Source organism: Kordia sp. E (assembly GCF_056033805.1).
The window spans coordinates 538,429-554,317 of record NZ_JBRASR010000003.1; the positions used below are offsets into that span (position 1 = coordinate 538,429).

Annotated in this window: 16 protein-coding genes; 7 read left to right on the forward strand and 9 right to left on the reverse strand. The window is 31.2% G+C overall.

What is annotated here, in order from left to right; genetic code table 11:
- The first annotated feature begins 97 nt into the window (after positions 1-97).
- The 5 genes from ACUUYC_RS15560 (at position 98) to ettA (ending at position 4,412) form a co-directional block, all read left to right on the forward strand.
- Positions 98-544, forward strand: coding sequence for a hypothetical protein (locus ACUUYC_RS15560; protein ID WP_474267298.1), 447 nt, complete (start codon positions 98-100; stop codon positions 542-544).
- Positions 545-551: 7 nt separating this feature from the next.
- Positions 552-1,391, forward strand: coding sequence for a helix-turn-helix domain-containing protein (locus ACUUYC_RS15565; protein WP_474267300.1), 840 nt, complete (start codon positions 552-554; stop codon positions 1,389-1,391).
- Positions 1,392-1,509: 118 nt separating this feature from the next.
- Positions 1,510-1,908 (forward strand): GlcG/HbpS family heme-binding protein, encoded by a 399-nt coding sequence (locus tag ACUUYC_RS15570; RefSeq protein ID WP_474267302.1) that lies wholly within the window; start codon positions 1,510-1,512, stop codon positions 1,906-1,908.
- 68 nt (positions 1,909-1,976) lie between these two features.
- Positions 1,977-2,618: an MIP/aquaporin family protein gene (locus ACUUYC_RS15575; RefSeq protein ID WP_474267304.1), complete on the forward strand. Its 642-nt coding sequence runs from the start codon at positions 1,977-1,979 to the stop codon at positions 2,616-2,618.
- A 102-nt stretch (positions 2,619-2,720) separates the two neighbouring features.
- Complete coding sequence (gene ettA / locus ACUUYC_RS15580) at positions 2,721-4,412, forward strand: energy-dependent translational throttle protein EttA (protein WP_474267306.1); 1,692 nt, start codon at positions 2,721-2,723, stop codon at positions 4,410-4,412.
- A gap of 296 nt (positions 4,413-4,708) precedes the next feature.
- Here the strand turns inward: ettA and ACUUYC_RS15585 are convergent, their stop codons facing one another.
- From ACUUYC_RS15585 to ACUUYC_RS15595, 3 genes are all read right to left on the reverse strand, one after another.
- On the reverse strand, positions 4,709-5,602 hold the full coding sequence (locus tag ACUUYC_RS15585) for a phospholipase D family protein (protein WP_474267308.1): 894 nt from the start codon (positions 5,600-5,602) through the stop codon (positions 4,709-4,711).
- Positions 5,603-5,683: 81 nt separating this feature from the next.
- A complete protein-coding gene (locus tag ACUUYC_RS15590) occupies positions 5,684-6,229 on the reverse strand; it encodes an aspartyl/asparaginyl beta-hydroxylase domain-containing protein (RefSeq protein ID WP_474267310.1) in 546 nt (181 codons plus the stop codon).
- A gap of 21 nt (positions 6,230-6,250) precedes the next feature.
- Complete coding sequence (locus ACUUYC_RS15595) at positions 6,251-6,664, reverse strand: VOC family protein (RefSeq protein ID WP_474267312.1); 414 nt, start codon at positions 6,662-6,664, stop codon at positions 6,251-6,253.
- A 173-nt stretch (positions 6,665-6,837) separates the two neighbouring features.
- On the opposite strand from ACUUYC_RS15595, the gene ACUUYC_RS15600 reads away from it, so the two are divergent.
- Positions 6,838-9,036 carry a tetratricopeptide repeat-containing hybrid sensor histidine kinase/response regulator gene (locus ACUUYC_RS15600; RefSeq protein ID WP_474267314.1) on the forward strand — a complete coding sequence of 733 codons (2,199 nt, stop codon included), beginning with the start codon at positions 6,838-6,840 and terminating at the stop codon, positions 9,034-9,036.
- Here ACUUYC_RS15600 and ACUUYC_RS15605 read toward each other — a convergent pair.
- The 5 genes from ACUUYC_RS15605 to hutI all read right to left on the reverse strand — a co-directional run bounded on the left by ACUUYC_RS15605 (position 9,029) and on the right by hutI (position 13,805).
- Positions 9,029-9,586, reverse strand: a complete 558-nt coding sequence (locus ACUUYC_RS15605; RefSeq protein WP_474267316.1) for a TVP38/TMEM64 family protein — start codon at positions 9,584-9,586, stop codon at positions 9,029-9,031. The two genes, ACUUYC_RS15600 and ACUUYC_RS15605, sit on opposite strands and share 8 nt — an antisense overlap.
- A 148-nt stretch (positions 9,587-9,734) precedes the next feature.
- Positions 9,735-10,688, reverse strand: coding sequence for a bifunctional helix-turn-helix transcriptional regulator/GNAT family N-acetyltransferase (locus ACUUYC_RS15610; RefSeq protein ID WP_474267319.1), 954 nt, complete (start codon positions 10,686-10,688; stop codon positions 9,735-9,737).
- Between the two features lie 70 nt (positions 10,689-10,758).
- The gene (locus tag ACUUYC_RS15615; protein ID WP_474267320.1) at positions 10,759-11,775 is read right to left on the reverse strand and encodes a formimidoylglutamase; all 1,017 of its coding nucleotides are present in this window, start codon (positions 11,773-11,775) and stop codon (positions 10,759-10,761) included.
- A 98-nt stretch (positions 11,776-11,873) separates the two neighbouring features.
- Positions 11,874-12,434, reverse strand: a complete 561-nt coding sequence (locus ACUUYC_RS15620) for a hypothetical protein (protein WP_474267321.1) — start codon at positions 12,432-12,434, stop codon at positions 11,874-11,876.
- 132 nt (positions 12,435-12,566) lie between these two features.
- The gene (gene hutI, locus ACUUYC_RS15625; protein ID WP_474267322.1) at positions 12,567-13,805 is read right to left on the reverse strand and encodes an imidazolonepropionase; all 1,239 of its coding nucleotides are present in this window, start codon (positions 13,803-13,805) and stop codon (positions 12,567-12,569) included.
- 76 nt (positions 13,806-13,881) lie between these two features.
- Between hutI and ACUUYC_RS15630 the strand changes: the two genes are divergently transcribed.
- Positions 13,882-14,571 (forward strand): aspartate/glutamate racemase family protein, encoded by a 690-nt coding sequence (locus ACUUYC_RS15630; protein WP_474267323.1) that lies wholly within the window; start codon positions 13,882-13,884, stop codon positions 14,569-14,571.
- 146 nt (positions 14,572-14,717) lie between these two features.
- On the opposite strand, the gene ACUUYC_RS15635 is transcribed toward ACUUYC_RS15630, so the two are convergent.
- Positions 14,718-15,845 (reverse strand): T9SS type A sorting domain-containing protein, encoded by a 1,128-nt coding sequence (locus ACUUYC_RS15635; RefSeq protein WP_474267324.1) that lies wholly within the window; start codon positions 15,843-15,845, stop codon positions 14,718-14,720.
- Positions 15,846-15,889 lie beyond the last annotated feature (44 nt).

Below are 15,889 nucleotides of genomic sequence, written 5' to 3' on the forward strand. Positions count from 1 at the left end.
ATAATATATATTTATTTAATTTTTTTCTTTTTATTATCTTAGTACTTATTGAAATTAACTGTGAATGAATAAGTTCTAATTCTAATTCAATACAACTATGATAAAACCAATAATCTTATTTTTAGTACTCTTACTTTTTGGCTGTAATGGTTCAAATAAAAGAGAAAATGCTTCTTTTTCAGATGTGAAAGAGAAAAGTAACAATTGTGTGAAGCAGTTATTTGAAAAAGACAGCATCTTTGGTGATATCAGAAATCACGATTCTGAGAAAGTTTCATTAAGCGAAGCAATTAATAATTATGCTAAGAATTCAAAGTCACTTGATTATTCTAATTGTCCAAAAGGACTTGAATCAGCATTTGATAAACATATTGATGCTTGGCTAGATTTTAGAAAAGTATCAGATAAATATCCATTACTTCGTGGAGAATTACATGATATTTTTTCTATCATTGAAAAAAGTAAAGATTCCACAGAGTTTAAATCAAGATTGAATCAAATTTTGGAAACTTGGAAAATAGTTAAACAGACTTCAAATCAATAAAAAGCAAATGTCAATAGAAAACATACCAGAAATCTACATTAAGGATAAAAATGAAATTCCAGATGTATTTGTTTATGATTTTAAAATGACTAATGATGTTGTTAAAAGTAAAGTCAATTTAGGTATGAATATGTTCAGCTTTTTACAAGTTGGAAAAAAGCAAGTACACTTTGCAGGAACATCAGTTGCTGTAAATAAAGACCAATCATTATTACTAAAAAAAGGAAATTGGCTTTGGACAGAGTTGTTAGATACAGAAGCAATTTATTATTGCAAGCTTCTGTTCTTTTCTGAAAAAAAACTCAAAGAATTTTTAGAACGACATACAGAAAACATTCCAATTGTAAAAGATGAAATACCATATTTCATAATTAGGAATGATTCATACATAACTTCATATTTAAACTCATTATCAACGATTAGTGATGCTCCAACGGTTTTTATGGAGAATTTACTTTTAGTGAAATTTGAAGAATTGATGTTATACCTTCTTCAGAAATATGGAAAGAAATTTGAATTATATCTCCATTCTTTAATTGTTAAAGAAACGTCTCCTTTTAGAAAAATAGTTGAAAGTAAAATACATTCTAATTTAAAATTAGAAGAAATTGCATTTTTATGCAATATGAGCTTGTCTACTTTTAAACGTCATTTTGTTAAAGAATATCAAGTTTCACCTGGAAAATGGCTTCAAGACAAACGACTTCAAAAAGCAAAGGAAACACTAGAACAAGGAGATCTAAAACCATCAGACATCTACTTAGATTTTGGCTATAACAACCTTTCTAACTTTAGTATCGCATTTAAAAACAAATTCGGTTTTAGTCCAAAACAAACTTCTATTTAAAATACTTCTTTTAAACTTGACCTGATTTCATAAGTTATTGACCTGTTTTGGTAACTAGGTAAAATGACTTATGGAATACATTTGCATCAAATTAGAAACAATACTAAAACAAAAAAATATGAATATTACATTAGCACAAGCTGAAAAAATTATTTCAGAAGCAAAAAAGAAATCTATTGCAATTGATACAAAAATGAATATTGCAGTTGTAGATGCAGGAGCAAATTTAGTAGCATTTGGTAGAATGGATGGCGCTTGGTTAGGTTCGCTTGATATCTCTATTAAAAAAGCAAAAACAGCTCGTTATTTTGATATGAATACTGGAATTATCGGAGAATTATCTCAACCAGGAGGCGCTCTATACAATATTGAGCATTCAAATAATGGACTAATTACTTTTCCAGGAGGTGTTCCAATTAAAAATGCAGCAGGAGAAGTTATTGGAGCTATTGGAGTAAGTGGTAGTTCGGTAGAAAATGACCATACTGTTGCTGAAGCTGGAGCATCAGCAATTTAATAACAAACTAATTTTAATGTAAAGAGGATGATTAATTTTGATTATCCTCTTTTCTTTTTATGGATCATATGAAAAAATATCTAGCTGAATGTATTGGCACATTTGCTTTAGTTTTTTGTGGTACAGGATCGGTAATTGTAAATGAACAAACTAATGGGGCTTTGGGTTTAGTAGGAATTGCTTTAGCCTTTGGAATTATTATTAGTGCTATGATTTATGTTTTTGGAAATATTTCTGGCGCACACATAAACCCAGCTGTTACAGTTGCTTTAACAATAGGAAAGAAAATAACAAAAACAGTTGCAATGTTTTATGTTGTTGCTCAAATTTTAGGAGCAATATTAGCAAGTAGTTTTCTTAAACTTATCTTTCCTCAAAACTTAACATTAGGAGCAACAATTCCTTCTGGCGAATTAGTACAATCCTTCATTATTGAGTTTGTATTGACATTCTTTTTGATGCTTACTATCTTGGGGATAACATCTAAAAAGGAATTTTCTAATATGACAGGACTCATAATAGGATTGGTCGTTACTGGAATCATATTATTTGCAGGACCAATTTCTGGCGGTTCATTTAATCCAGCAAGGAGTTTGGCTCCAGCAATTGTATCTGGAAACTTTACGGCACTTTGGATTTATATTATTGCACCAACAGTAGGAGCAATAACAGCAATGTTAACTTGGAGATTATTTAATAAAACGGAATAAAGGTAAATTTTAATCATTCAATTTTTCAATAAGTATTTATATATGAGAATGCTCGTACAATTATGTATATTTGTGGCATAGCAATTAAATTTAAGATCAATTATGTCAGACGATAAGAAAGTTATCTTTTCCATGAATAAGGTTTCTAAAACCTATCAAAGTACCAACAAACAAGTTTTAAAAGATATATACCTAAGTTTTTTCTACGGAGCTAAAATCGGGATTCTCGGTTTAAACGGTTCTGGTAAATCTACTTTACTAAAAATTATTGCAGGAGTAGAGAAAAACTATCAAGGTGATGTTACGTTTTCACCAGGGTATAATGTGGGTTATTTAGAACAAGAACCACAATTAGACGAAACAAAAACTGTGATGGAAGTTGTAAAAGAAGGAGTAGCCGAAACGGTTGCAATTTTGGATGAATATAACAAAATCAACGATATGTTCGGATTGGAAGAAGTATATTCTGATGCTGACAAGATGGACAAGTTAATGGCGCAACAAGCAGATTTACAAGATAAAATTGATGCTTCAAACGCTTGGGAATTAGATACCAAACTTGAAATTGCAATGGATGCGTTACGTACGCCAGAACCAGATAAATTGATTGGTGTACTTTCTGGAGGAGAACGTCGTCGTGTTGCATTATGTCGTTTGTTATTACAAGAACCAGAAATTTTATTACTTGATGAGCCTACCAACCATTTGGATGCAGAATCTGTACATTGGTTAGAACATCATTTAGCACAATATAAAGGAACCGTAATTGCGGTAACACACGATAGATATTTCTTAGATAATGTTGCTGGTTGGATTTTAGAATTGGATAGAGGAGAAGGAATTCCTTGGAAAGGAAACTATTCTTCTTGGTTAGATCAAAAATCTACGCGTATGGCGCAAGAAAGTAAAACAGCTTCCAAACGTCAAAAAACATTAGAACGAGAATTGGAATGGGTTCGTCAAGGCGCAAAAGGTCGTCAAACAAAGCAAAAAGCACGTTTGAAGAACTATGACAAATTGATGAGTCAGGATCAAAAACAAACGGACGCAAAATTAGAAATCTATATTCCTAATGGTCCACGTTTAGGAACCAATGTAATTGAAGCTACTGGTGTTTCAAAAGCATTTGGCGACAAATTATTATATGAAGACTTAAACTTCAACTTGCCACAAGCAGGAATTGTTGGAATTATTGGACCGAATGGAGCTGGAAAAACAACCATTTTCAAAATGATTATGGGAGAAGAAGAAGCAGACAAAGGAAGCTTTACGGTTGGTGAAACTGCAAAAATCGCATATGTAGATCAAGCGCATTCAAACATTAATCCAGAAAAATCAATTTGGGCAAACTTCTCTGATGAGCAGGAATTGGTAATGATGGGCGGAAAGCAAGTGAATTCTAGAGCTTATTTAAGCCGATTTAACTTTGCAGGAAGCGAACAAAACAAAAAGGTAAATACACTTTCTGGAGGAGAACGTAACCGTTTGCATTTAGCCATGACGCTAAAAGAAGAAGGAAATGTTTTATTACTGGATGAGCCAACAAATGACTTGGATGTAAACACATTACGAGCGTTGGAAGAAGGTTTGGAAAATTTTGCAGGTTGTGCAGTAGTAATTTCGCACGATAGATGGTTCTTAGATCGTATTTGTACACACATCTTAGCTTTTGAAGGAGATTCGCAAGTATACTTTTTTGAAGGAAGCTTCTCAGACTATGAAGAAAACAAAAAGAAACGTTTAGGTGGTGATTTAATGCCAAAACGTATTAAGTATAAGAAGTTGATTCGTTAATTGATTGACTTTGTCATTCCTGCGAAGGCAGGAATCTACATCATATAACCAAAAACCCTCGCTATTTGCGTGGGTTTTTTGTTTATCTTTTTAAAATAGGCTGCCTCATACTCTGATGCTAGCGCGAGTTTGAAACTCGTGCCGTAATGAGTAAGACTAATGAAGTAATTTTTTTATAATGTATGATATGAGTTTATGCATTTAAATTCACAATTATTTTTAGTTTGTTTATCGACACGAGCTATAAACTCGGGCTAGTGAGGTGACATTATAGTTTTAAAAAACCATATGGTTTATCATCTTAAGGTTGGATTTCTCATACTAGTTTTTCCATTACTCCTTTTTCCTGTTTTATGGCAATAATTTTCGCCATAGTCATAATTTTCAAATTGACTCCATTTTTTGTAAGCATTATATGAGAATGGCCTTTCTGGATTAAAAGGAATTTGTTCTCCAGTTCTTATACAAAAACCATGAGCTTGTTTCTTTTCTTTTCGTTGATATTTTGTTTTAGTAGAGTTTTTTTGTTCTGAATGATCTTGCCTTTGAGGCTTTTTATCAAAAATCACATCTACATCAGTTACATGTTCATCTTCAAAGTCGCATAAATTCTTTGTATCATACTTTCTACCTCTAAAAAAGTTATCTGAAACATCAAAAATTACAGATGATTCTTGGTAAGATTTAGTTAAGCCAAACATCTTTTTTTTATACCGAGGTCTTTTTAAAAATACAACCTCACTTTTTTCAAAAATTAAATCATCAGTAAATGCTTCAGTTTCTTCAAATAATTTATCTATAGGGTTAAGTACAGTTTTGTTAAAATGAACTCCATATTCTATATTATTTATCATGGAATAATCATATAGATTTAGAGATGTAATCAATCCTTCCTTTTCATTACAATAATGTTTAGCATGTAAATCTTTTAAATATAAAATTGAAATATTTTTAAATTCTTTAAAATACTCAAAATCACTTTTATTGAAACTACTATGTTTAGAATCTTCATTCTTTCCAAAAATCAAATATATCTTTACTTCATGCCCAGTTTTAATTTTTTCAAAAATGCTTTTAACATGATTGTCTAATTTTATGTATGGAGAAATAATTACAACATATCTTTTGGCATTCCATATGATATCAGTAAGCTTGTCTTCAAGTTTTTTACCTGTTAAGAAATAACTCATTATTTTACTTTATTTTCTATAAAAATAAGATAAAGATTACAGCTATACAATGAGGTTTTCCGTAAAGAAAAAAGAATTATACTATTTTTTAACTCCAGCTTCCTCAAAAACTCCAGTCAACCAATCATTTACAATGCAATCTAAAATAATGTGCGCGCGTGGTTGGTCGCTGTTATTTTTGACTTCATGTTCAAGGTGAAAATTACAATACCAACATTCGCCCTCTTTCATTTTTATAACTTCGTCGTTTACTATTATTTCTACCTTTTCATTTGTGTATATAGGAATATGAAGTCGCACTTGTCCCATTTCAAAACTATAACCAGTATCTCTATGTTTCATTATACTTGCACCAGCATCTAAGGTGTGAATTCGAAAAGTTTCTACCTGACATTTAAAAGTTTCGAATATAGAAAGTAGATATGGACATTTTTTGAGTGCCTCATTTGGTAAGAAAATTGGAAGTCCATCATCGCCGAGAATAGGTTCTATAAAATGTATAAGCCACAAGGTTTCCAACATGACAGAAGAATTATAAATATCTTGATAGTCAGTTTTTGAAAACTGAGAAAGTTCTTTTTTTATAATCTCTACATCAAATTCAAAAGGTAGTTTTAGTGCGTTCATTTTTCTAAGATACTTTAGTTTTTATTTGGCGAACACTTCGTTTTCATTTGAAAATGCTTTAAACTCTAACGGATTTCCACTAAAGTCAAAGACAAACATGGTACGTTGTTCTCCAGTTTGTCCAGCGTAACGTGTTTGTGGTTTTACGACAAATTCTATATTATTAGCTTCAAAAGTTTGTTGTAATGTTTCAAATTGTGAAATCGTTAATACACAACCAAAATGTGGAATTGGAACATTGACACCATCAACTTTTCCGCAGTAATCTAACTCTGGAAAGTGCTCACTTACATGACCAGATAATTGATGTCCGTAAAAATCAAAATCTATCCAGTTTTCAGTTGATCTACCTTCTTTACAACCTAATAATTCAACATAAAATTTACGTGTAGATGTTATGTCTTTTACTTTGAAGGCGTAGTGAAAAATGTTCATGAGTGGTTAGTAATTGTATTACTCTCTAAAAATAAGCGAAAGATTAATGTTATACAACCTTAATAATATTATAATATATTAAGATCCTCATTTTTAATCAATAGAAAGTATAAGAATGTTACACTATCTTATTTTTTTGTATTTTGTAGATGAAATAACCAAAGCCTCTATTTTTGAAATTTAAATTAGCGCCTACCATACTATGCTTCTTTTCTGTGCTCTTCTTGCAAAGTCAGGATATAGATAGCACAGCTATAAAAGATAGTATAAAAAAATACTCTTACGAAGTTGATGATAGCTTTAACAGTTATAACTATAAAGAATCATTAGAAGCCGCAAATAAAGCAATTGAATTTGCTGAACGGATTGATGATGATTATAATTTGTCAATATTATACAATGATTTGGGATTAGTTTATGAAAGTTTTTCCGAATTTGACAAATCAAAATCTAATTACCTAAAAGCATTAAAATACGCAAAGCGCGTCAAGAATGATACGCTAAAGTGTTGGTATTATAATAACTTAGGAAACATTTATTCAGAAGGTTATAAAAATACAGATTCCGCCCTCTTTTATTATAAAGAGTCTTTGAAAATTGGTTTAAAACTGAATGACACTGTCGAAATTTACACACCGGTTTTAAATATTGGATGGACTTATATGGATCTGAAAAAGTACAATACTGCGTATCCGTATTTAATAGATTCTGAGAAGATGATCAATACTGAGCATGGTGATACTTCTGCAAAAGCTCAGATTAATTTCTTGTTAGGACGTTTTCATACGCATAAAGGAAACTATGAAGTAGCTAATAACTATTTTAGAATATCAATTTTATATGCTAAAAGAGAAAACTTATTGAATGAGCTAACAGAAATTTATAAATCATATTCTCAATTAGCGAAGAAACAAGGTGATGCAGACGAAGCATATATTCGATTACAAGAACATCTACGGTATAAAGACTCTTTATACAGCAAAACAAAATTACGTGAGTTACAAAATGCGCAGATAAAGTTTGAAGTAGAAGAAATTAAGAAGAATTATAAGTTAGTTGAGGCTGAGAAACATGATCAAGATATTATTTTGCAGCAATCGCAGCAGATATTATATATTTTGATGATTGCAGGTTTTATTTTGGTATTGCTACTGATAAACATGTTTAAGAATTATAAATTTAGGAATAGAGCATTGGCAAAACTACGCTTGAAAAACTCTGAATTACGAGCGACTAAAGAAGAAGCAGAGCAACAAGCTAATCTAAAATCACAGTTCTTTTCTACAGTAAGTCACGAATTGCGAACACCTTTATATGGAGTTGTTGGTTTAACTTCATTATTGTCAGAAGATTTCCCGAATTTGAAACAAAATGAGAACTTTAAATCGTTAAAATTTTCGAGTAAATATTTGTTGTCATTGATCAATAATGTGCTTCAAATTAATAAAATAGAATCTAAAAGTGTAAAGCTAGAGCGTATTCCATTTGATATTAAAAAATTAGTCAATGAAGTTGTGAATTCGTTTGGTTTTGCAATCAATCAAAATAATAATAGTGTACATAAAGAAATAGATACAAAGATTCCCGAAATACTTTTAGGTGATTCGGTTCGATTGTCTCAGATATTAATGAACTTAATTGGAAACGCAATCAAATTTACTGAATCTGGAAACATATGGATTCAACTCGATTTAGTAGAGATTGAAGGATCACAACACACTATAAAGTTTACAATTAAAGATGATGGTTTAGGAATTCCAAAAGAAAAACAAGTTGCCATTTTTGACAAGTTTGTACAATTGCGTCCTATTGAAAAAAATTATCAAGGAACTGGTTTAGGCCTGCCAATTGTAAAGAGCTTACTTGAATTATTTAATAGTAATATCTCACTGAAAAGTGAAAAAGATAAAGGTGCAGCATTTACATTTTCTATTGCTTTTGAGGAAAGTAAAGAGTTGTTAGAGAAAGTTTCTTTAACTTCTAAAGATACTATTGAAAATAATAAAAAGAGAATTTTGGTTGTGGATGATAATAAAATTAATCGTGTTGTAACCAAGCGTATTTTAATGAGTAAAGGTTATCAAAGTGATGTTGCAGAAGATGGTTTTCAAGCATTAGAAAAGATAAAAAGCAATGTGTACGATTTAATTCTAATGGACATTAATATGCCAAAAATTGATGGAATTGAAACGACAAAGCAAATACGAGAACTAGAGATTGAAACTCCAATTATTGCATTAACTGCCGTTGAAGAAGAACAAATTAAAGGTAAAATTTATGAAGCTGGTATGAATGATTTTATCATCAAACCGTATGATATTGAAGAGTTTCATCAAATTATACTGAAAAATTTATACGTGAATATTATATAAAATAAGCACTTCCGTACACGTATAAACTACACAAAATCAATTCTCCAATAAAAATACTAATTGCAAAAACGATTGGGTTAATCTTCATTGCGCCAGCTGTATAGCAGATTAAATCTGTTGGAACAAATGGAAAGAACGCCCAAAATATAATAAATAGTGGACCGTATTTTCCAGAAAGTTTTTCTTTTACAAGATTTGTCGTTTTGGTATTCTTGTCAAAAAGTTTGGCAAATCCCAATTTATCTGAGAAGTAATATACAATCATTGAAGAAATTACAATTCCGATCACGGAAAGAATTAAGACTAAAAATAAATCATTCGGAAATAGAAAAACACCTGCAAAAATTAAGGCTGTACTTGGCAACATTACAAAACCTCTGATAAGGTGACAAAAGAAGAAAATTGCTAAGCCATAATTTCCAAATGCTTGAATATTTGTGGCTATGTTTTCTCTGGAAAACGTTTCTGGATATATAAAATTATACGCTATAAACGCAACGATTATTACAATCCAAAAGCGTCTAAAAAATGTAATGTAACTTTCTTTCATTGATGATTTAGAATTCAATACGCATACTAGACGATAAAACTACACAAATGTTACGAGAAGAAATTATTTTATTTTAAATGTCGAATTTAAATTGTAGAAGATTTACGTTTTAACAAATAAATCTAATGAGGTCTAAAACCAAAGAAATCTAACGATCTAAAATTAATTCCATCTTAATATCACCACGTGCATACGGATTGTCGTTTTCTATTGGAATTTCTACAAAGCCATATTTTTCATAGATATAAATAGCGTTTTCAAGTTTTCGATTGGAATAGAGTAGAAGCTTTTCAAATTTTTGTGCTTTGGAAAAATCTAAACAGTATTGTAATAATTGTTGCCCAATTTTTTTACCTCTAAAAGAAACACTAACTGCCATTTTACTCAATTCAAAAATTCCATCTTCTATTTTTATAAGTGCTACTGTTCCTGCAATTTTGTCTCCTATTTTGGCAAAAAAGATATGACCGCCATTATCAATGATATAACTCTTGGCCTGACTAAGTACTTCTTCATCATGTGGTTCTACATAGAAAAATGTTTCTAACCATTCAATATTTAAATCGTAAAAATCTTTTGCGTACTGTTCTTCAAAAGAAATGATTGAAACTTCTGTTTGTGCTGAATTTTGAATATGTTCCAGCATAGTTTTACTCATATCTTTTTGTATAAACTTGCTTTCCAATTTGTCTAAATGTTCTACTAATGAACCTGATGAATGCGTCGTATAATCATGCAAAACTTCATGCATGCTATTCCAAATAGGAATGATTCGAATTAAGAGTTTTTCTCCTTTAGGTGATAAGCAAATGTTCTTTTTGCGTTTATCGGATTCATCCGCTTTTATAACAATCAATTCTTTCTTTACTAATTTGTTTAAGGTCTGTGTAATTGCAGGTTGTGACACATGCAATACTTCTCTAAGTTCTGTGTTTGTTGTTCGGTTTTCAAGTGAAATCATTTTGAAAACTGGAAAGAGATATGGATCAAAATCTATTGCAAGTGTATCATATACTTTTTGCGTTTCTTTCATCATATATTCACTGACACGTGTCAATCTTGAACCAATTCCTATTTCTCTAAAATTACGTAATGCATCCATTTAGATAACTGTTTATATAAGTACTTATGTAAAAGTATAAAGTTTTGTTATAATTTCCAAATGAAATAACTTATTTACGCATAAAATCTGTGATAAGATAACTTAATAATTTTCCAATTCGATACATTTCATTTGTATCATTTTCATTTGGTGCAGCTTCGCATAAATGTAGATATGCAGCATTTTTATGTTTACCAAAGAAAGAAGAAAAAGCACGTGCTTGATTGGCGCTAAAACCACTTGGTGTCATAGCGCTGCTTGGTACATTTTCGATAGAATCACAATCAATTTCTACACCAAAAGGACGATTTTTGATAAAGTCTAATGCTCGATTCATTTGAAATGAAAATCCTTGTTCTTCACGAATTTCAATACTTTCAAATGTATTGTATTGTAAGCGATCAGGATATTCTTCAATTGTATTGAATATTTTTTTGGAGGTATAATTTTCATGCAATCCAAACATAAAATAATTCTGTAGGAAGTTTTGTTTAAATGCATAACTAAAGCCATTTCCACTATGTCTTCCTTCTAAACTTCTAAAATCGGTATGCGCATCAAAATTCACTACATTAATTGCTTTGCTATGTCCAAGTGCAGTTCCTTTTATATTTCCGTAAGCATTGTTGTGTCCACCACCAATAATGATTGGTTTTTTTCCAGCTTTTATAATTTGAAAAATCAAATAGCTAACTTCTTCATCAATTTTGCTGACTAAACTTGAAAGTTGTTTATAATAATCAATTGCAGTTTTGTCTAAATTTTTTGCAGTTTGGAGGAATTCAGAGAAGTCTAAATGACCTAATATCAACACCTTTTTTCCATTGTTGATCGCATTGTGCTGCGTATTTAATAAAGAGCTCAAAGCGGCTTTCCATGCTGTTGTAGCACCAGCTTTCCCTCGGTTTGCCAATACGCCAATATCTTCAGGAATTCCAAGTAAAACATACTTCGCATTACTTTCTTGTAATTGTAGTTCTAAGCTTTCTTGTAGGTAAAGTGTTTCTACTTTTTCGCCAAATTTCGTTTCGCCTTTGCGTGGACTGATAAATGTATCAAGTGTAGCTTTTGTGTAAAATTGTAGCATGGGTTTTTAGTCAGTTACGTAAGTGCTAATGTACGTTTTTATATGATTTGACGTATGATTGTGAGTTGAAAAAAATAAATATGTAAATGAAAATATAACTATTCCGAGATTGCTGCAATACATTCTTCACGAATTTTCCATATTTCATTAAAAGAATAGGAGCGTTGTTCGGCAGAAATCCATTGTTTGAGGAAATCTTGATGCCAAGTTACTTTGTAATCCGCAATTTGATGTGGAAGAATTTGTTCTTCTTTTAGTAAACTATCTTCAAAAGAAGTACTGTTTTCCGTTGTTCGCGTAATATCAAGTAGATTTCCGTTGATTTTAAGATATGTATGTGCTTCTGGAATATAATTGAGCTGATATTTCGTTAAAACGCTTCCAACACCTTTGGTATTGATTTCATTCATTTGATAAATTCCAATGAATAATTCTACTGTTTCCTGATTATTTTCAATTGCAAGTTGCTTCAAGAAAGCATGTTTTGTAGAACAGGTTCCTTTGTTTTCAGGAATGATTAAACGATAATCGCTACGATCAGAAGTGCGTCCATATGGCAATTGATTTACGTATGCAATTGCGCTTTTGAAATCTATAATTTTCTTATCAAGCAATAACTTGGAAAGTGGCGAATTCAGCGAAAGCGAGAAATTAAACATTGTGATTATTTATATAAAGTGATACTATTTTACAACAATTGACTACGATAAAAAATAGATTCCTGCCTACGCAAGAATGACAAACATCCAAGAATTCAAGAAGTCTAAGTCTGTCTAACAATCTAATATAGTCTAGACAATAACTTTTCCATTAATTAAAACGTACTCAATATTGTTATCACCAAATGCATATGGCAATACATTGTACGATTCAATTTCTTTAGTGATAATTAGGTTTGCAGCTTTTCCAACTGTAATACTTCCATGTGTTTCCGAAAGTCCCATAGCATATGCGCCGTTAATTGTAGCAGCATTGATTGCTTCTTCTGGTGTCATTTTCATCTTTATACACGCCGTACTTACTACAAAATTCATGTTTCCAGAAGGCGTAGAACCAGGATTGTAATCAGTAGCTAATGCAACCGGTAAACCAGCATCCATTAATTTTCGGGCTGGCGTATATGGAATACTTAAAAAGTAAGAACATGACGGTAACGCAACTGGCATTGTATTACTTCCTTGTAAAGCCAAAATATCATCGTCATTGAGTTCTTCTAAATGATCCACGGAAAGTGCGTTGTATTTCACGCCAAGTGCAACACCTCCAAAAGCATTGAATTGATTTACGTGTATTTTCGGTGTAAGATTGTATTGTTGTGCAGCTTTTAAAAGTCGTTCAGTATCTTCCAATGTGAAATATCCTTTTTCACAAAAGATGTCTACATATTCAGCAAGATTTTCCTTAGCAACTTTTGGCAACATTTCATCAATTACCAAATCCATATAACCATCTTGATTTCCTTTGTAATTTGCAGGAATGGCGTGTGCGCCTAAAAACGTTGTTTTGATTGGAAAGTTATAAGTTTCCTTTAAACGTTTGGCAACACGCAGCATTTTGAGTTCGGCTTCAGTTGTTAACCCGTAACCAGATTTGATTTCTATAGCGCCAGTTCCCATATGCATTACTTCTTCTAAACGCTTGGCAGATTGTGTAAATAAATCATCTTCGGAAGCTTCTTGCAATTTTTTAGCTGAGTTTAAAATACCGCCACCACGATTTGCAATTTCTTCATAACTCAAACCATTGATACGATCTACAAATTCTTGCGCTCTGTTTCCAGCGTACACTAAGTGTGTATGACTATCGCACCAAGTTGGTAAGACAACCTTTCCTGTACAATCAATGATTTTATCTGCGGAAGCGATTTCAATTTCTTTCATAGAACCGTAACTAGAAATTACATCATCTACAATATATACATATGCATTTTCTATAATGGGAAGCTGTTTCATGTCAGCTCCAGAAATTTTAGAAATAGCTGTTTCTCGAACTTGAAGTAATTCTTTGATGTTGATTAATAAGGTTGTCATATGCTAAAAATATATATGTGCAAAAGTAGAAGCAAAGCGAATAAATCCCTAATTTTAGACTCATAAATTCACAATCATGCAAACTATTGGACTTATTGGTGGAATTACGTGGCAATCTACCATTTTATATTATCAGGTTTTAAACACATTAGCCGCAGAACGACTTGGCGGAAAACATACTGCAAAAAGCATTATTTATACTGTACAATTTGAAGAAATACATAGATTACAGACCGAAGGTCGCTGGGATTTGTTAGATGAATTGATGGCAAATGCAGCAAAAAGTTTAGAAAATGCTGGTGCAGATTGTATTTTAATTTGTGCAAATACGATGCACTTAACAATTGACGCCGTACGAAAGCATACTTCTATTCCTGTTATTCATATTGCAGAAGCGACTTCAGAAAAGATTCAAGAAAAGAAATTAAAAACAGTGGCTTTGTTGGGAACAAAATATACAATGGAGAAAGATTTTTACAAAGATGTATTGTCTTCTTTCGGTATAAAAACCTTGATTCCGAATGATGAAGATAGAGATGAAATTCATCGTGTTATTTATGACGAATTGTCTAAAGGAGAATTAAAACCAAGCTCTAAAGAAAGGTATTTAGCTGTTATTGAACGCATGCGACAAGCTGGTGCGGAAGGAGTTATTTTAGGCTGTACCGAAATTCCATTGCTCATAAAACAAGAAGATGTTACAATTCCTGTGTTTGATACTACAACAATTCATGCTACCAAAGCAATGGATTTGGCGTTGCGTTAGTTGTATAAATAGTTGTGAAACAATTTTTAGAAATAGAAAAAAGTGTATACTTTTATAAATAATTACATTATTACTGGCATAATTGTGTAATATAAAAAAGCTTCGGATGTACGTTCGGAGCTTTTATTTTTTTAGTAAGATTGATTTTATTGCCTGACTAATTTGTGTGTGCTGATTTTATTTCCAGATTGAATTTTCACAAAGTACACACCTTGTTTGATGTTTTGAATATCTAGTTGATTGTTAAGGATTGTTGTATAGGTTCGTATATTTCTACCATTTATATCAAAAATTGAAACTGTATCAATAGTTTGATTGTTTTTTGTATCAACATATAATGAATTTCCTTTTACAGGATTTGGGTAGATTTGGAAACTGTTTGTTTCGACTTCTTCAGTATCCAAAACATATAAAAACGCATATCCAAGGTCATTTGGACAACTATTTGTATTGTTGCTACTAGGAAACCACCTATATGGATTATATGTTGTATTAGGTAATCCATCATTTACCATAGTTGTTACTTTTGCATATGTATTATAATTCATTATCGTAGCACTACTACCAAGTTCTCCAATAATATCAATGAGCACATCATTTTTAAATAAACCAATAACATCATTTCCATCAAAAAAAGTGATAATATTATTATAATCATCAACTCTATCTGCACACATCGTAATACTTGAATTACCAATAACAAAGGTATCCTCAACTGAAAGAGTTGTATTGTTAGGAAATGTATACACTAAATTATACCAAGTTACTGATCCATTAAAACTAATTTTCAAAGAGTAAGAAGATAAGTCAATATCATTCTCTGTTAAATTTGTAATTTCAATTATTTTATTATTTCCTGAATAATTCATAATTGAAGATATGTATAAATCGGTAGGATCTGGTACACACCAAGCACAGTTTACAGAAAAACAAATTTCATTTGTAAAATCGGAACTATTTCCAGCAGCGTCTTTTGCTCGTACTTTATAACAATAAGTACCATTTGTTAAGCCTGAAAAGCCTTCAGTCTGTATAACATCGTTACTATCAAATGGCACGGTTTCAAGATATTCTCCATTAACATATATTTCATACTCGGTTACACCAATGTTGTCTGTTGAATGTTCCCATTCTATGACAGTAGCTTGTGGACCAGATACACCAGAATAATAAGGAAATTCAAAATTAGTAGGTGTTGTTGGTGATTCTGTATCTTGCGCAAAGCCACAAAAACTTATAAAAAGAAGTGTGATAAATAGCGTAAATTGGTTCATTAGTCTGAAATTATTTACGTAAGTATAAGAAAAAAATGGCTCTA